The sequence below is a fragment of the Streptomyces sp. Ncost-T10-10d genome, from assembly GCF_900091955.1.
In the GTDB taxonomy this organism is placed as follows: Bacteria; Actinomycetota; Actinomycetes; order Streptomycetales; family Streptomycetaceae; genus Streptomyces.
The window spans coordinates 1-16,045 of the sequence record NZ_FMDF01000010.1 but is presented as its reverse complement, the minus strand read 5'-3'; the positions used below and the strand labels follow the sequence as shown (position 1 = coordinate 16,045).

The 16,045-nt window shown below is 71.2% G+C and carries 18 protein-coding genes and 1 pseudogene; 10 read left to right on the top strand and 9 right to left on the bottom strand.

Annotation, left to right across the window (positions count from 1 at the left end; translation table 11 throughout):
* The first annotated feature begins 344 nt into the window (after positions 1-344).
* The gene (locus tag GA0115254_RS00985) at positions 345-1,217 is read left to right on the top strand and encodes an NAD(P)H-binding protein (protein WP_093893340.1); all 873 of its coding nucleotides are present in this window, start codon (positions 345-347) and stop codon (positions 1,215-1,217) included.
* Between the two features lie 35 nt (positions 1,218-1,252).
* On the opposite strand, the gene GA0115254_RS00980 is transcribed toward GA0115254_RS00985, so the two are convergent.
* Positions 1,253-2,230: an AraC family transcriptional regulator gene (locus GA0115254_RS00980; RefSeq protein WP_093893341.1), complete on the bottom strand. Its 978-nt coding sequence runs from the start codon at positions 2,228-2,230 to the stop codon at positions 1,253-1,255.
* A gap of 138 nt (positions 2,231-2,368) precedes the next feature.
* Here GA0115254_RS00980 and GA0115254_RS00975 point away from each other — a divergent pair, with 138 nt between their 5' ends.
* The 3 genes and pseudogenes from GA0115254_RS00975 to GA0115254_RS42845 form a co-directional block, all read left to right on the top strand.
* Positions 2,369-2,686 (top strand): hypothetical protein, encoded by a 318-nt coding sequence (locus GA0115254_RS00975; protein WP_093893339.1) that lies wholly within the window; start codon positions 2,369-2,371, stop codon positions 2,684-2,686.
* Positions 2,687-2,974: 288 nt separating this feature from the next.
* Positions 2,975-3,769, top strand: coding sequence for a hypothetical protein (locus tag GA0115254_RS00970; protein WP_093893338.1), 795 nt, complete (start codon positions 2,975-2,977; stop codon positions 3,767-3,769).
* 194 nt (positions 3,770-3,963) lie between these two features.
* Positions 3,964-4,122: pseudogene (locus GA0115254_RS42845) on the top strand (Uma2 family endonuclease); the annotation flags it as partial.
* Positions 4,123-4,157: 35 nt separating this feature from the next.
* Here GA0115254_RS42845 and GA0115254_RS00960 read toward each other — a convergent pair.
* Positions 4,158-5,345: a flavin-containing monooxygenase gene (locus GA0115254_RS00960; RefSeq protein WP_093893336.1), complete on the bottom strand. Its 1,188-nt coding sequence runs from the start codon at positions 5,343-5,345 to the stop codon at positions 4,158-4,160.
* Between the two features lie 180 nt (positions 5,346-5,525).
* Here GA0115254_RS00960 and GA0115254_RS00955 point away from each other — a divergent pair, with 180 nt between their 5' ends.
* Both GA0115254_RS00955 and GA0115254_RS00950 read left to right on the top strand, forming a co-directional pair.
* Positions 5,526-5,978: a DoxX family protein gene (locus GA0115254_RS00955; RefSeq protein ID WP_093893335.1), complete on the top strand. Its 453-nt coding sequence runs from the start codon at positions 5,526-5,528 to the stop codon at positions 5,976-5,978.
* Positions 5,942-6,394 (top strand): Zn-ribbon domain-containing OB-fold protein, encoded by a 453-nt coding sequence (locus GA0115254_RS00950; protein WP_093893334.1) that lies wholly within the window; start codon positions 5,942-5,944, stop codon positions 6,392-6,394. The genes GA0115254_RS00955 and GA0115254_RS00950 overlap by 37 nt, the downstream gene beginning before the upstream one ends.
* A 38-nt stretch (positions 6,395-6,432) precedes the next feature.
* Here GA0115254_RS00950 and GA0115254_RS00945 read toward each other — a convergent pair whose 3' ends face one another.
* The 6 genes from GA0115254_RS00945 to GA0115254_RS00920 all read right to left on the bottom strand — a co-directional run bounded on the left by GA0115254_RS00945 (position 6,433) and on the right by GA0115254_RS00920 (position 10,943).
* Positions 6,433-6,657: a hypothetical protein gene (locus tag GA0115254_RS00945; protein ID WP_093893333.1), complete on the bottom strand. Its 225-nt coding sequence runs from the start codon at positions 6,655-6,657 to the stop codon at positions 6,433-6,435.
* A gap of 84 nt (positions 6,658-6,741) precedes the next feature.
* Complete coding sequence (locus GA0115254_RS00940; RefSeq protein WP_093893332.1) at positions 6,742-7,329, bottom strand: DUF1707 SHOCT-like domain-containing protein; 588 nt, start codon at positions 7,327-7,329, stop codon at positions 6,742-6,744.
* Positions 7,330-7,386: 57 nt separating this feature from the next.
* Positions 7,387-7,971: a PspA-associated protein PspAB gene (locus GA0115254_RS00935; protein WP_093893331.1), complete on the bottom strand. Its 585-nt coding sequence runs from the start codon at positions 7,969-7,971 to the stop codon at positions 7,387-7,389.
* A 10-nt stretch (positions 7,972-7,981) separates the two neighbouring features.
* A complete protein-coding gene (gene htpX / locus GA0115254_RS00930) occupies positions 7,982-8,893 on the bottom strand; it encodes a zinc metalloprotease HtpX (protein WP_093893330.1) in 912 nt (303 codons plus the stop codon).
* 116 nt (positions 8,894-9,009) lie between these two features.
* Complete coding sequence (locus GA0115254_RS00925; protein ID WP_093893329.1) at positions 9,010-9,690, bottom strand: pyridoxine/pyridoxamine 5'-phosphate oxidase; 681 nt, start codon at positions 9,688-9,690, stop codon at positions 9,010-9,012.
* An 83-nt stretch (positions 9,691-9,773) separates the two neighbouring features.
* The gene (locus GA0115254_RS00920) at positions 9,774-10,943 is read right to left on the bottom strand and encodes a thiolase C-terminal domain-containing protein (protein ID WP_093893328.1); all 1,170 of its coding nucleotides are present in this window, start codon (positions 10,941-10,943) and stop codon (positions 9,774-9,776) included.
* Between the two features lie 163 nt (positions 10,944-11,106).
* Here GA0115254_RS00920 and GA0115254_RS00915 point away from each other — a divergent pair, with 163 nt between their 5' ends.
* A complete protein-coding gene (locus GA0115254_RS00915; protein WP_093893327.1) occupies positions 11,107-12,345 on the top strand; it encodes an acyl-CoA dehydrogenase family protein in 1,239 nt (412 codons plus the stop codon).
* Positions 12,345-12,839, top strand: a complete 495-nt coding sequence (locus tag GA0115254_RS00910) for a nitroreductase family deazaflavin-dependent oxidoreductase (protein ID WP_093893326.1) — start codon at positions 12,345-12,347, stop codon at positions 12,837-12,839. The genes GA0115254_RS00915 and GA0115254_RS00910 overlap by 1 nt, the downstream gene beginning before the upstream one ends.
* A gap of 225 nt (positions 12,840-13,064) precedes the next feature.
* Here the strand turns inward: GA0115254_RS00910 and GA0115254_RS00905 are convergent, their stop codons facing one another.
* Positions 13,065-13,712, bottom strand: a complete 648-nt coding sequence (locus GA0115254_RS00905; RefSeq protein ID WP_093893325.1) for a TetR family transcriptional regulator — start codon at positions 13,710-13,712, stop codon at positions 13,065-13,067.
* A gap of 329 nt (positions 13,713-14,041) precedes the next feature.
* On the opposite strand from GA0115254_RS00905, the gene GA0115254_RS00900 reads away from it, so the two are divergent.
* Both GA0115254_RS00900 and GA0115254_RS00895 read left to right on the top strand, forming a co-directional pair.
* Positions 14,042-14,857 carry a VOC family protein gene (locus tag GA0115254_RS00900; protein ID WP_093893324.1) on the top strand — a complete coding sequence of 272 codons (816 nt, stop codon included), beginning with the start codon at positions 14,042-14,044 and terminating at the stop codon, positions 14,855-14,857.
* Between the two features lie 161 nt (positions 14,858-15,018).
* Positions 15,019-16,045: serine/threonine-protein kinase (locus GA0115254_RS00895; protein ID WP_176739924.1), on the top strand; the 1,027-nt coding region annotated here is incomplete at its 3' end.

The following is a 16,045-nucleotide window of genomic DNA, read 5'->3' as shown; positions in this document are numbered from 1 at the left end:
CCGCTGAGAAAACCTCACTCGTCCCATGCCATCAGTGCATCCTCCCCGCGTCCCCGCAGCCCTGGTCCCGAGTCCCGGGATACCCGACGGCTCAACTTGTGCCGTGATCCCTGGACCGTCAAGCGCAATCAAACGTGCATGCATCGCGCACCTTCGGCGATCAATGCCTCGGCATCGGTGACTCATGTTCTGGACGCCTCGGTGAACTCCGCCCAGCGGTTGGGTGCCGGACATTCTTGTGATGGATGCCCGCATACCTCCTGTTGCGGCGGCCGGACGCATGGACATCCACTCCGGATTCCGGGACATGGCCCGCGTGCGGGGCGCCGGGCCAGGCTTCTCGTATGACACAGGAAGCACAGAACACTCGTACAGACCGGCCCGTACTCGTCATCGGAGGTACCGGCAAGACCGGACGCAGGGTCGTGGACCGGCTGCGGGAACAAGGGGTGGAGACGCGGGTGGCGTCGCGGTCCGGGGAGACACCGTTCGACTGGGACGACCGGGGGACCTGGGGCGCGGCGCTGGAGGGGGTCGCGGCGGCGTACATCGTTCCGCTGGACCTCGCTCCCTCCCGGACCCCCGCGCTGGTGGAGCAGGCCGTGGCGAGCGGGGTCGGGAGGCTGGTGCTGCTGTCCGCCCGGGGCGCCGACGTGCCGGGGTACTTCGGGGATTCCTACGACGGGACCGGGCCGCACATGGAGGGTGAGATCGCGGTGCGGGCCTCAGGGGTGCCGTGGACGATCCTGCGGCCCGGCTGGTTCGCGCAGAACTTCAGCGAGGGGGTCTTCCGCGACGGGGTGATCGGCGGTGAGCTGGCGCTGCCCGCCGGGGACGGGGCCACCGCGTTCGTCGACGCGGACGACATCGCGGACGTCGCCGTCGCCGCGCTCACCCGGCCCGGCCACGAGGGTCAGGTGTACGAGCTGTCCGGAACGCGGGCGCTCACCGTCGACGACGCGCTGGCCGAGATCGCGAAGGTCACCGGGCAGCGGGCCGGGTACGTCCCGGTCCCCGAGCAGGAGTTCGTGGCGGGGCTGGTCGCCCAGGGGGTGTCCCCCGAGGAAGCGGCGCTGTGGACGGACGCGATGAAGCCGATCCGTACGAGCCGGGAGGCTCCGGTCGTCGACGGAGTGCAGCGTGCGCTGGGGCGCGCGCCGCGGGACTTCGGGGCGTTCGTGCGCAAGGCGGCCGACGCGGGCGCCTGGACCGGCTGAGCCCGGGCCCCGGGGAGGGGGAGAGGGGCGGGGCGTCAGCCTGCCGGGGACTCCCGGTCCGGCTCGCCCCGCGCCTCGGGCTCTCGGCGGTACGCGCTCGGGCTGACGCCCCGGATCCGCTTGAACGCCGCGCTGAAGCCGAACGCATCGGCGTACCCCACCCGGCGGGCCACCGCCGCCACCGTCAGGTCCCGGCGGCTCAGCAGATCGGCGGCGAGTGTCATGCGCCATTCGGTCAGATACGCCACCGGGCCCTCCCCGACCAGTTCGGTGAACCGTTTGGCGAACGTGGTGCGCGAGACCCCGGCCCGTGCGGCCAGCTCGGCCGTCGTCCACGGATGCGCCGGCTCCTCGTGCATGGCACGCAGCGCCGGGCCCGCCACCTCGTCGCCGAGCGCGCGGTACCACGTGGGCGGAGCCGCCTCCGGACGGTCGAACCAGTCGCGGAGCGTGCACACCAGCATCCAGTCCAGCTGCCGGTCCAGCACGATCTGCCGGCCCGGCCGCGCCCTGCCGATCTGAGCCCCCAGATAGTCGCGCAGCGGCGAACAGTCATCTTCGTCCGGTACGACGAGCACCGGAGGAAGGACCTGGAGCAGCCGCCGCGGAACCTCGGCGTGCACGTCGAAGGCGGCGGCCACCAGCACGGTGGGGCCGGTGAGTTCGTCCGGCGGTGCCGGGTCGTTACCCGGTCCCGCGTCCCAGCGCACCTCTCGTACGGACGCACCCGGGCCCGTGCCCGTGGCCGGGTCGTCGGTGAAGACGAACGGGGCCGGCCCCCGTACGATCGCCGCCTCGCCGACCCGCACCCGGCGCGCCGTACCGTCGCCGCCCCGGCCCCCGTCCCCGTTCCCGCCCTCCGGGATGATCCAGCCCTCGCCGCGCAGCGGCACGCACAGGGTCAGATACGCGCCGTCCGTGAACCTCAGCGACCACGGCGGCCACAGCACCGAGCGGCCGAAGAGCGCCCCCTTCCCCCGCACACCACGCAACAACTCGTCGAACACGTCCATGAGCCAACGGTACGCACACGGGGCGGCGGACCGGCCGGACAACATCGCCGTGCAACTCCCGGTGATCTTGAATGTCCAACCGGCAGGCCGGATTTCCGGCCGTCGCTCACCATCGTCGGTCCATTCCTGGGGGAATTCATGAGACCTGTATCCGTCCGGCGCACGGCGCGCCTCGGTGCCTGCATCGCCGTGGCCGCCGGGCTGCTGACCGCCGCACTCGCGGCTTCGGCGTCCGCGTCCGCCGAGGAGCAGTCCGACCAGCTCTGGATCCAGGCGCCCTCCGAGCAGAACCTGCTGCTCGGAGGCAGCGGCGGCGGTTCACCGCAGAGCCGGGCGCTGGACGCCACCGGCCGGGTCGTACTCACCTCCGGCGGCCCCGGGGGCACGTTCCCGTTCGACCCGAAGCCCGAGAACAACACGGCGAAGGTCATGGTGAACGCCGCGCCCGAGGCGTGACGGACGCCTCTCGAAGCAGGGCGGGGCGCGACCGGATCGATCCTCCCGGTCGCGCCCCGCATGTGTGTGGAGCCCCGGCCGGCAGACCCGTGCGCGAGGGCGCCCGGCGGGATGCTCCCGAGCGCTACGGGGGCTACGACAAGACACCGCCGAATCGTGCAGAGCCGCCACTGCTCTCGCGTCACTCCTTCATGGACAGGAACCTCGAGATCCAGACGCAACGGTGCTGACTACCGGCTCCTGAGGCGATCTTGAGGGAGCCGGCAGGCCGGATGCTTGACTTCCCCGGTGACTGGTATCGAAGAAGCGGACGCGTTCGAAGACCTCGGCCCGGTGGTCAGTCGGCACGCGGTGGATCACCGGAAACGGTGGGTGAACGCGGGCTGTGCGCTGCTCATAGCCATCCCGTCGGCCTGGCTGGGTGTGTGGGGCGTGTCCGCAACCGGCGACGGGTCGGCCGGCAGCAACAGGGCGATCGGCCTCCTGCTCGGCCTCGCACTGGGCGCCGTGGCGATCGCGGCCACCCAGATCGCGCGCGCCCTACGCGGCGAGCCCGGGGAGTATTTCGAGGTGCGCCGGGGCGGTCTGGTCCACGGATCCCGGCGCGGGGCCGCGGGCTGGTCCTGGAACCGCGTCACCTCGCTCCACGTCGACGGCGATGCGGTGAACGCCATCGCGACCCGGCTCGGCAACGGGTACCGCATCGTGATCGACCTCGATGACGGCACCAGGCTCCGGGCGGACGGGCTCCCCGAACGTGCCGCGGACCTGGGACGCGCCCTGCTGACACAGTGCCCGCACGTCGCTCTGAAACCGCGGATCCCCTGGTACGGCAGGGCGGGCGGCTGGCCGCTGGCCGGGGCCGCGGTGTGCGCGGCGGCGGTCGCCGCGATGATCCTCTACATGGCGGACCACCCGGACAGGGAACGCCGGATCCCCGGTGGCGGCGGAATGACCATCGTCCAGACCGAATCGGGCATCAGCGAGGTCGGCTACGCCTTCCTGGCCATCGGCATGCTGGTGTGTGCCATCACCGCGATCACCCTCGTCGTCGCTTACGTACGCGGCAGGGCTTATCGCTGAACCGCCTGGTACGCGGCATCGCGTCCTCGCGGTCACGGAGGAGACGCCGGCCACCGCCCGAGCGGGATCTTTGCGGTTGGTTGCTCTCGTCGTGGACGACGACAGCCGCGACCAGCAGCGCTTCGTCACCGCAACACGGCCATGAGCAGCGAGCCACCAAGGACGGTGAGGCCGATGATGTACGCGATCTGCCGCTCTTCGATTCCCGCACGGGCACGGGTGCTGTCCTCTCCGAAATCCACCCGACGCCGGAAGGTCCGCGATACGCGATCCGCAAGGACTTCGTGTACGGCGAGGACGTCACCATCGGCGAGTGGACGATCTCGGCCGACGCGCTCCCGCGTTACGCCTGACGCCCGCGCCGAGGCACCCGCCCGGCCCCGGACAGTCAGCCGGTGCGTGCCAGCCTCTTGGCGATCTTCCGTGCGTCCAGGGCCATTTCGCGGAACATGCCGCTGATCGGGTTGGTGAACCCGGTGAAGTACAGGCCGGGTGCCTGCTTGGGGGTGCGGCCGCCGTGCACCACCGGGCGGCCCCGGGCGTCCAGTACGTCGAGGTGGCCGACCAGCCCCTCCAGGGCCCGCCGGTAGCCGGTCGCCGCGATCACCGCGTCCGGGGTGATCCGGTCCCCGTCGGCCAGCACCACCACGTCCTTGTCGAACGACTCGACGGCGGCCACCGGCACCACCCGGCCGTTCTTCACCGCGTCGATCAGCCCCACGTCCTGCACCGGAATGGCCCCGTCCTTGACCCGTGAGTACAGGCCGGTGTCCGGGCGCGGGAGGCCCTGTGCGGCGAGGTCCGGCACGGCGATCCTGGCCATCAGGCGCCCGGCCCGGTCGACCAGCCGGACCGGCAGCCTGCGGACCAGGATGCCGGTCGCCTGCGCGGGCCAGCCCGCCGTCGAGCGGCGCACGATGTGCGGCACGGTGCGCACGGCGATCCGGACCCGGGACGCCCCGCCCTCCACCAGGTCGGCGGCGATCTCGGCGCCCGTGTTGCCGATGCCGACGACAAGGACGTCCCTGCCCGTGTACGGGGCGGGATCGCGGTAGTCGGAGGCGTGCACCAGGTCGCCGGTGAAGGTGTCGCGGCCGGACCAGTCGGGGACGCGCGGGGTGTGGTTGTAGCCGGTGGCGACGACGACGGCCCGGCCGGTCAGTATCCGGCCGCCGGTCGCGGCCAGCTGCCAGCCGACTCCGTCGGGGGCCCGGTCGACTCGGGACACCTCGACGCCTGTCACCACTTCCAGCCCGTGGTGCTCGACGTACTTCTCCAGGTAGCGCACCACATCGTCCCTGGCCACCCAGCGTCCGAACCGGCGCGGCATCGCAAGTCCCGGCAGCGCGGACCAGCGCCGGGTCGTGTGGAGGTGCAGCCGGTCGTAGTGGCGGCGCCAGGACGCGCCCACGTTCTCGGACTTCTCCAGCACCACCGCCCGTACCCCCTGCTCGCGCAGGGCCGCCGCGGCGGCGAGACCGCCCGGGCCACCGCCGATGACGTACACGGGCCGGTCCTCGGTGAGGTCGATGCGGGCCGGGGTGGGGCTACCGGCGGTAGGTGCTCTGTCGGGCATGGTTCGGAGCGTAATCGCGCAGTTACTTGATGGGTCTCGGCCAAGACCGGAATCGGTTGCGAATTGATCACGGGTGTGTGGCCCTTGCGCGTCTCTCGCACACCTCCTGCACGCCCCTTGCGCAAGCCGTCGCCATCAGGTGAACTGACGTACCGTCAGATTCAGTGAGCGGGAGGCCCCATGCAGACGATCTGGCTCGGCGGCGCCGAGTGGCTCGCCGTCCTCCGGATAGGCCTCGGCCTGTGGTGGCTGGAGAGCTGGCGGCACAAGGACAAGAAGGGCTGGTTCGAGCGCGGTACGGGCATCGCCTGGGCCGCGGACGTCGCGGGCAAACACCGGTGGACGGCCGTGCGGACCGGATTCCGGCGGATCGTCGCCCCGCGCCCCAAGGCCATGGCCTACGTCGTCGTGTACGCCGAACTCGCCCTGGGGCTCGGCCTGATCGCCGGATTCCTCACCCCCGTCGCGCTGGCCGCGGGACTCCTCCTCAACCTTCTCTATCTCGTGCTGATGATCCACGACTGGGCCGAGCAGGGGCAGAACGCGATGATGGCGCTCATCTCGCTCGTCGCGCTGTTCGCGATGTCCTGGCAGGCATGGTCCCTCGACGAAGCGATCGGACTCTTCCTGTGACCGCGGCCGCCGTACGATTCGACCTCCCCGAGCCCGACGCCTTCACCCGCCCCTACTGGGACGCCGCCGCCCAGGGGCAGTTGCTGCTGCGCCGCTGCCGCGCCTGCGGGCGCGCGCACCACTACCCGCGCGAGTTCTGCCCGCACTGCTGGAGTGAGGACGTCAGCTGGGAGCGGGCGAGCGGAGACGCCACGCTCTACACCTGGTCCGTCGTCCACCGCAACGACCTGCCGCCGTTCGGCGCCCGGGTCCCGTACGTCGCCGCCGTGGTTGACCTGGCCGAGGGGCCGCGGATGATGACGGAGATCGTGCGATGTGAGGAATCCGGCCTCGCCATCGGCATGGCGCTGCGGGTGGCCTTCCGGCGGGAGGAGGGGGAAGAGGCTGTTCCGGTCTTCCACCCCGGAGACTGCTGAGGTTCCTGAGGCTGCTGAGCGCGTTTTGCACGTGCTGGTCACCGCCACTCGTCGATGACTGGGACCAGCACATCGAGATCCACTTCTGGAACGCGTGAACGCGTGAACGCGCCCTGGTTCCGCTGTGTCGGCCCGAGAGTGGGTGGCATCTGTCGGTCCCCGGCGGGGCCGACGTCGCCGGTCTTCCATCCGGGGTCGTAGGCGCAGCGCACGGAGGCGCCGCCGGTGAAGTACTCCCGGTCCGGGTACCAGGTGAAGGACATCCGCTCGGCCCCCTCGTCCCGCTGGACGAACAGGCTCGAAGGACGACGGCTTCCGAAGCGGGGCCCGGCCCGAGCCGGTGCGACTCAGGACTCGATGCTGCGCAGCTTGCGGCGCTCGCGGAAGTTCGGGTGGCGGACGACCACACCGCCCATGCCGCAGGAGCCCGTCAGCCGGAGGAGCGGGGCGCCGGGCGTCCTCTCGTCCGTGGTCCTGTCCTTCAGGCCGCCGAGGCCCTGATCCAGGTTGTCGGTGTGCACGGTCCAGCCCTCCGGGATCACGATCTTCACCCCGGCCATCTCTCCGCGCACTTCCAGCGCGATCTCGCGCAGTCGGCACTCGGCGCGGGTGAAGTCGATCCGGACGCCGCCGACGCCGCCCTGGGCGCGTATCACCGGGGGGACCTTCCAGACGCCCGAGCGCGTCACGCCGTGCATGCCGCCCTTGAGGACCAGCGGCTCACCCGTCGCCACCTCGATGGGGACCAGATCCTCGGTGAGGGGCGCCAGTTCGGCGTAGGTCTTGGCGGACAACGCCAGCCCGAGCCGGGTGTCCAGCTCGTCCATGTCGATGCGGCCCTCGGCCGCCGCCTCCCGCAACTGCTCGACCACCGCCTCGCGATCGGCATCCGAAGCGCGCATACGGTCGGCGGAGCGGGAGGGTTCAGCAGTCATGGAGGCGATGATACGGGTGGGTGCGACGCCGGGTCCCTGTCATCGGCCCTCCCCGCGTCACAGCCCCGGCGCCCCCCACACCGGGAACCACCGGGCCAGATCCTTCTCCATCCGGAGGTCGTCCCCGACCACCGCCCGGATCTGCAACTCCAGCTGGTTGTCACGCTTCTCGGCGCCACCCGGCATCGGCGCGAACGGATAGAACGTGCCCCTCTTGTAGAGATAGACCAGGGCCAGCGGGCGGTCCCGCGCATCCCGGAAGCCGATCAGGGAGCAGAGCAGCTGTGGCCCGAAGCCGCCGTCCTGGAGCAGGGTGTTCACCGCGTGCAGGTCGTTGACCAGGGCGGCGGTGTCCTCGGCCGGCTGTCGGGCGAGCAGCCAGGTGTAGCCGTACGTGTCCTGGCTGAACTCCACCGGAATGCCGCCCCGGTCGGTGTCGGCGTCGAGCAGTTCGCGTACGTCCTGCTGGATGCGGGCGAAGGTGCCGCCCTCGACGCCCGCGAAGCAGACCGAGCCGAGGCCGGTGGGCGCGAACCCCGCGCCGGCCTGGAGGGTGAGGGCGGCGGAGGGCACGGCGAAGAGCTGGTCGAGGTCGGGGCGGACCGGTTTGGTGCGGCCCAGGATGGTGTCGAGAAGACCCATGAACGGTTCCTTACGGGCGGGCGAGGTCGGCGGAGATACGGGCCAGCTGGTCCAGGCGCTGTTCGAGGGTCGGGTGGGAGGAGAGCAGCCGGCTCAGGCTCTCCTTGGAGGAGAACGCGGGAACGAAGTAGAAGGCGTTGTACGGCTCCGCCTTCCGCAGGTCCTCGGTCGGGATGCGGGCCATCTGGCCGCTCACCTTCGTGAGGGCGGACGCGAGCGCGGAGGGGCGGCCGGTGAGCAGGGCGGCGGTGCGGTCGGCGGAGAGCTCGCGGTAGCGCGAGAGCAGCCGGGTGAGCAGGAAGCTCAGGGCGTACACGACGGCGCTGACCAGCGGGATCAGCATGACAGCGATGCCGACGGGGTCATTGGCCCTGCTGTTGCGGGAGAGACCGCCCCACAGGGCGACGCGGGTGATGATGCCGGCGAGCACACCGAGGAACGAGGCGATCGTCATGACGGCGACATCGCGGTGCGCGACGTGCGACATCTCGTGCGCGAGTACGCCCTCCAGCTCCTCCGGCTCCAGTCTGCGCAGCAGTCCGGTGGTGGCGCACACCAGGGCGGTCTTCTCGCTCCGGCCGGTGGCGAAGGCGTTCGGCACATCACTCTGGGCGATCGCCACCCGGGGCTTGGGCATGTCGGCCAGGGCACAGATCCGGTCGACGGTGCCGTGCAGCTCCGGCGCCTGCTCGGGGGTGACCTCCCGGGCGCCCATGCTGAAGGCCGCGATGCGGTCGCTGAACCAGAACTGGGCGATGAAGAGGCCGCCGGTGAAGATCAGAATGATCGGCCAGGCGCCGCGCAGCACCGCGAGCAGCACGCCGACCAGCACCACGTACAGCAGACCGATCAGGAACATGGTGGTCACCATGCGCGTGGTCAGCCCGCGGTCGGGGGCGTAACGGGAAGGGGTTCGGCTCATCGGTGCCTCCAGTCCTCATCTGTCTCCCATAGTGCTCCTTTACGGTTGAATCCGAATAAATCCCCGGCCCTTGAGTGCCTCGTCTCCAGGGCCGGGCCGCCCCGCGGGCGCTGTCCCTACGGCCAGAGCAGTTCCCGCGTCCAGTGCGCACCGTCCCGGCGGTAGCGCAGCCGTACGTGGCGGCGCCCCGCGTCGCCCTGGAAGAACTCGACCTCCCGGGGCTCGACCACGTACCGCGTCCAGCCGGCGACCTCCGCGTCCGGCTCGGCCGACGCCCGTTCCCAGGCGGCGTCGGCGGTCCGGGCCAGTTCCTCCTGCGAGTCCAGCACCTCGCTCTGGGACCCGGTCAGCGCCGCTGCGAGCGCCCCGGTCGAGCGGGCGTGCAGATCGGCCAGGCTCTCCGCCCGGCTCGTCTCGGTGACCGGTCCCCGCACCCGTACCTGCCGCCCCTGCACCGGCCAGTAGAAGCCGAGCGCGGCGTGCGGGTGGGCGGCGAGCTGGCGGCCCTTCGCGCTGGTGCGGTGCGTGGCGAAGTGCCAGCCGCGCTCGTCCGCGTCGTGCAGCATCAGCGTCCGCACATCGGGCCGGCCCTCGGCGTCGACGGTGGCCAGCGACATCGTGTGCGGCTCGGCCTGCCCGGCGGCCACGGCCTCGGCGAACCAGGTATGGAAGAGGGGGAGCGGGGCGGAGGGCGCGGCGTCCGGGTCGAAGGCGGGAAGGTCCACGTCCCAGACCCGCTGGGCGTGGAGCAGGTCCAGGAAGCTCTGCTGTGCGTCGGTCTTCTGCGCGTCGTTCATGGCCCCATTGCAGCGCATGGCGCCCTCGCACAGGGCATCGCTCACGGTCGTCGCGCTGTGACCGGCTGCCCCCGCCCCGGCCCTCACCCCCGCCCCAGCACCACCGTCCCCGACGAGCAGAACCAGCCGCCCGTCCCCGAGGCCACCGCCAGCTCCGGCAGCCGGCCGCCCGCCCTGCGCACCTGGCGCCCACCCGCCTCGCCGCGCAGCTGCCGCACTGCCTCCACCAGCAGGAACAGTCCGCGCATCCCGGGGTGGCAGGCGGACAGGCCGCCCCCGTCCGTGTTGACCGGCAGCTCGCCCGTCAGGCCGGTCCGGCCCTTCTCCACGAACGCGCCGCCCTCCCCCTTCGCGCAGAAACCCAGGTCCTCCAGCGTCACCAGCGTCATATAGGTGAACGCGTCATAGATCTCGGCGATATCGATGTCCGCGGGCCGCACCCCCGCCCGTTCGAACGCCAGGCGGCCCGAGACCGCCGCGGGGGAGGCCGTGAAGTCGTCCCACTCGGACATGGTGGTGTGCGAGACGTGCTCGCCCGTACCGAGGATCCACACCGGTTCCTTCGCCGTGTCCGGTACGTACTCCTCAGCGGCCAGCAGCACCGCGCAGCCGCCGTCGCTGCGGATGCAGCAGTGCAGCTTGGTGAACGGGTCCGCGATCACCGGCCCCGACATCACGTCGTCCACCGTGATCGGCTCACGGAACATCGCGTCCGGGTTGGCCGCCGCGTTCGCCCGCGCCTGGACCGCCACCTCGGCGAGCTGCTCCAGGGTCGTCCCGTACTCGTGCATATGGCGGCGGGCGGCCATCGCGTACTTGGCTATCAGCGAGTGCCCGTACGGCACCTCGAACTGGAGCGGGCCGCGCGCCCCGAAGGAGAGATTGGACGTCCGGCGGCCCGCCTTGATGTCCGCGCGTGCGGTCGAGCCGTACACCAGCAGAACGGCATTGGCGTGACCCGCCGCGATGGCGTCCGCCGCATGGGCCGCCATCACCTCCCAGGTCGAGCCGCCGACCGCGGTGGAGTCCACCCAGGTGGGTTTCAGCCCCAGATATTCGGCGACCTCGACCGGGGCGAGCGTGCCGAGTCCGGCGGAGGCGAGACCGTCGACGACGGACCGGTCCAGACCCGAATCGGCCAGTGCCCGGCGGGCGGCCTGGGCGTGCAGCGCGTACGGCGTGGCCTCGTCGATGCGTCCGCAGTCGGCGAGGGATATGCCGACGACAGCGACCTTGCGGTGGGAAGAAGGCATGAATCTGACGGTACATCAGATAGTGGGGGTGCGGACCGTTCGATGGGACGGGATCTTCCCGGCTCCTCCTGGTGCGCGACTCTGGGAATCTCATGGATTCACCCCTAACATGACGGGCCGTCAGATCGGAGGCCGAAGGCCTCTGAGGGGAAGGAGCCCGACGATGGATGCCGCCTTCACCGCGGAACAGGACGAGATCCGCCGCACCCTGCGCGAACTGCTGGCCAAACGCAGCGGACCCGACGGCGTCAGGAGTGCCGTACGGACCGCCGACGGGTACGACGAGACCCTGTGGCGGCAGCTCGCCCAGGACCTCGGGCTGCCCGGGCTCGCCCTCCCGCAGGAGTACGGAGGCGTCGGACGCGGCCTCGCCGAGCTCGCCGTCGCCTGCGAGGAGACCGGGCGCGTTCTGCTGCCGTCGCCCCTGATCGCCACCGCCGCACTCGCCGCGCCCCTGATCGCAGCCCTCGGCACCGGGGCCCAGCGCACCGCCCTGCTGCCGCGCATCGCCGCCGGCCAACTGACCGCGACCCTGGCCGTCCCCGGCGGCTCGCTCGCCACCGCACTCGGCCTCACCGGTGACCCCACCGGCGGCGCCTGGGCGGGTGGCGGCCGTGCGGGCGGAATACAGGCCAGGCCGGTCAGCGGCGCGGAGGGCTGGCGGCTGTACGGGGAGGCCGCCCAGGTCCTCGACGGGCACAGCGCGGGACTCCTCCTGGTCGCCGCCCACACCGGCGGCTTCCCGCGCAGCCGTACGCTCCTCTTCCTGGTCCGCCCGGACACGGCGGCCGGAATCGTCCGCACCCGCCGGACCTCGCTGGACGAGACCCGCCCGCTGGCCCGCATCGAACTCCGTGACACCGAGGCCGAACTCCTCGGCGCGGACGACACCGTGGACGTCACCTGCGCGCTCGCCCCGGCAGGACGCGGGGTCGCCGCGCTGCTCGCCGCGGAGGCGGTGGGGGCGGCGGCGAGCGCACTGGAGCGGACCGTCGAATACGTGAAGACGCGCGAACGGTCCGGCCGGGCGATCGGCTCCTTCCAGGCCGTGAAGCACCGCCTCGCGGATCTGTACGTACGGGTGCAGGCGGCCCGTTCCGCCGCGTACTACGCGGCCTGGGACCCGGCGGCCGGGGGCCTCGCACTCGCCCAGGCCCTGGAGGCGCTGCGGATCACCACGGCCGAGGCCGTCCAGCTGCACTGCGGGATCGGGTTCCCCTGGGAACACGAGGCGCATCTGTACTTCAAGCGGGCCGCTGCCGACGAACTGCTCTTCGGCCCCGTCCACCGGCTCCGGGACCATGCGGCGCAGCAGGCCGGACTGTTCTCACTGCCGAACGGGCAGCCGTCCGCGTCCTCGGCATTCGCCGCCCCGGGATCGGCCGAGCAGGTGGCGGTCTGATGGCGCCCGGTGTCCGGCTGATCCAGAAGGTGTCCTCGACCCGCACGTTCGCGAGGATCGCCCCGCACGTCATTCCCGTCATGGACCGTACGGTGCACCGGCTCACGCGTGGCAAGGTGCTGCTCAGCGCCCGGATGCTGCCGGGGCTGATCCTGACGGTGCCGGGTGCGAGGAGCGGGCGGCTCAGGACCACTCCGCTGGCCTGCATGCCGGAGAACGGGACGGAGCAGAGCTGGATCCTGGTCGGCAGCAATTTCGGCCGTACGGGGCATCCGGCCTGGACTGCGAACCTGCTGGCCGGTCCCGGCAAGGCCGTCGTCAACTGGAGGGGCCGGGACATTCCGGTGCGCGCCACCCTGCTGCGGGGCGCGGAACGGGATGCGGTGTGGCAGACGGCGCTGAAGTTCTGGCCGCCCTATGCGACGTATCAGGCGCGGGTCGAGCGGGAGATCCGGCTCTTCAGGCTGGAACGGCGGAGTGACGCCGCCGCCTGACGAGGGCGGGCACGGAAGCGGTGCGGGCAGACCGGCGGTGCCGGCCGACCGTGTGTGTGGGTGATGCGTGAAAACCGTGTGCGGGAACGGCCGTTGGGGTGATCCGTGGAACGGTCCGGGTGCACCGACGGCGGACCACATGCGTGGTCCGCCGTCGGTGAGACAGGACCTGGGGCGCCCGGAATTGCCGCGCGGTACCCAGTGGGGGAAGGGCCCGGTGCGGCGCTACTTGGTCGGCTTCTTGCCGGTGATGCCCAGATGCACCAACAGTGCGAGATTCGGCTTGAGTTCGGCCTGCTTCACGCCCCAGGTCGTAAAGCCCTTCTGGTGCGAGGCGACCGCGGCCAGCATCGCGACGAGCGAGCCCGCCATCGCGGCGGCGCTGACGTCCTTGTCGACCTTGCCCTTGGCCTGGAGCTCCTTCACCGAATCGGTAAGGGAGTTGGTGACCGAGTTCAGGATCTTCATACGGATCTTGTAGAACCGCTTGTCGCCCTCGGCCGCTCCGAGGTCGACCACACGCAGGATCGCGTCATGATGTCGCCAGAAGTCGAGGAATCCCTCGACGAGTTCTTCGGCGGTCTGCCAGCCGGCCTTGCCGACCCAGGAGCGGCCTGCGACCAGTTCGGTCAAACCGGCACCCTCCTTGGCCATTTCTTCGGCGATTTCGAGGACGGCGCCCTCGACGTCGGGGAAGTATTGGTAGAAGGTCGCGGGTGAAGTCCCAGCCTTCCGGGCGACGTCGATGACTTTGACGTCCCGGTACGGCGAGGAACTGAGCATCTCGCTGAGGCAGTCGAGCAGCTTCTGCCGCGTCGCCTGTCCGCGTCGACCGGCCACGCGGCCGTCGACGGTGCGCACTTGTCCTGTCATGCCGTCAGCTTACCGAGGGGGGATCGGAGCGCGATTCGGCCGACTGCAAATGGGGAGCATCGCAGGCGGGGTGGGGGGAGTGGCCGGATATCGACGGATGCGCCCCGCAGGGCGATAAGTCTTATCAACAGCCTGTGGATAACTTCCGTGGATAACTTTCCGTGATGCCGCGGCTAAGGGACTCCTCTATCGAAAATGAGTTCGATGCGGAGGGGTCGGTGCGCGACACACGCCACCCGCGGTTACGTTTGGTGTGATGAGCGTCACTGTCACGAACTGCGAACGGCCGCGAACGACCGCGACCGACCGCGACGGAAGGACCCGGGCCCATGGCCGCATTCGCGCGATCCGCGCCGTGCTGGGTGGATGTGCAGCTTCCCGACCTCGAAGCGGGCAAGCGCTTCTACGGTGAGCTGTTCGGCTGGACCTTCCGGGCCGGCGACGGCCCGTACGCGGACGCGCTCAGCGACGGGAAGCTCGTCGCCGCACTCGCCGCCAAGCAGGACGGCCGGATGCCGACCGCCTGGGGCGTCTACTTCGCCACCGACGACATCGTCGCGACCGTCGCCCGCATCAGGGAGGCGGGCGGTCAGGTGATCATCGACCCCGTGCGGGCGGGCCGGGCCGGAGCGCTCGCCCAGGCGGCCGACCCCGGCGGAGCGGTCTTCGGGCTCTGGCAGGCCGGTGACCGCGAAGGCTTCGAGAAGCAGAACGAACCGGGCTCCTTCTGCTGGACCGAGGTCCACACCCGGCAGAAGGACCGTGTCGATGCCTTCTACGAGGAGGTCTTCGGCTTCCAGGGCACCGATCTCGACGCCTCCGGCGCGGGCGAATCCGGTACAGCCGAGTCCGGCGTCGACTTCCGTATGTGGTCCCCGGCCGGGACGGAACCCGGACCGGACACCGCGGTCGGCGGGCGCAGCGTCATCACCGATGCCTTCCCGGCCGAGATGCCCAGCTACTTCCTCAGCTACTTCGCCGTCGAGGACTGCAATGCCGCCGCCGGACACGCCGTACGCCTCGGCGGCCGCATCTCCGAGCCGCCCTTCGACATCCCGTACGGGAGGATGGCGGTCCTCCAGGACGATCAGGGTGCCGTGTTCGCCGTACTTCAGCCCGCTGTGTCCGGGAAGAGGGCAGAGTGAGCTGTGACACCCCGGTCCGCCCCCGGGTTCGCAACCAGAGCCTCAGCCAGGAACAATCGGGGTGCGCACCGCCGGGTGGTGCCCAGTGGTGAGACGCCGTACAAGGGCGGGTTTTCGCGGGCTTCTGTTCCTGAGGCCCGTACGGGGAGGTGGCAGGGCAAGTGGTGGAGCAGCTGACGCAGCACGACCCGAGACGGATCGGCCCGTTCGAGGTGCTGGGACGGCTCGGGGCCGGTGGCATGGGGCTGGTCTATCTCGCCCGCTCGGCTTCGGGCCGGCGGGTGGCGATCAAGACGGTACGTACGGAGCTCGCCGAGGACCAGCTGTTCCGGGTCCGCTTCACGCGCGAGGTCGAGGCGGCCCGCGCGGTCAGCGGCTTCTACACGGCCGCAGTGGTGGACGCCGACCCGCGGGCCGCCGTGCCGTGGCTGGCCACCGCCTATGTGCCCGCGCCGTCGCTCGAAGAGATAGTGAATGAGTGCGGGCCCATGCCGGTCCAGGCGGTGCGCTGGCTGGCCGCCGGTATCGCCGAGGCGCTCCAGTCGATCCACGGTGCGGGGCTCGTCCACCGCGACATGAAGCCGTCGAACGTGCTCGTCGTCGAGGACGGCCCGCGGGTGATCGACTTCGGGATCGCGTCCGGGGTCTCCAACACCCGGCTGACCATGACGAATGTCGCCGTCGGCACGCCCGCCTACATGTCGCCCGAGCAGGCGCGGGACTCGCGCAGCGTCACGGGCGCCAGCGATGTCTTCTCGCTCGGCTCGACGCTCGTCTTCGCCGCCACCGGCCATGCGCCGTTCCACGGCGTCAACCCCGTCGAGACGGTCTTCATGCTGCTGCGCGAGGGCCCCGATCTGGAGGGCCTGCCCGACGAACTGCGGTCGCTGATCGATTCCTGCATGCAGATGGACGCCGGGCTGCGGCCCACCCCCGCCGACCTGCAGGCCCAGCTCGCCCCACACCTCTTCGCCTCCGGCGGCGACGACAGCGGTACGGCTTCGGCATGGCTGCCGACCTCCGCCACCGCGATGATCGAGCAGCGCCGCGGCGGAGGCCGCAAGACCGCGGCTCCCGCTCCCGCGCCGGCTCCGGCCCCCGTGCCGCCGCCCCCGCAGCTGCCGGGCGCGGACCGGGAAACCGCCTGGCGCAGCGGCGTCGACCCGCGCTCCCTGGCCGCCTCGTCCG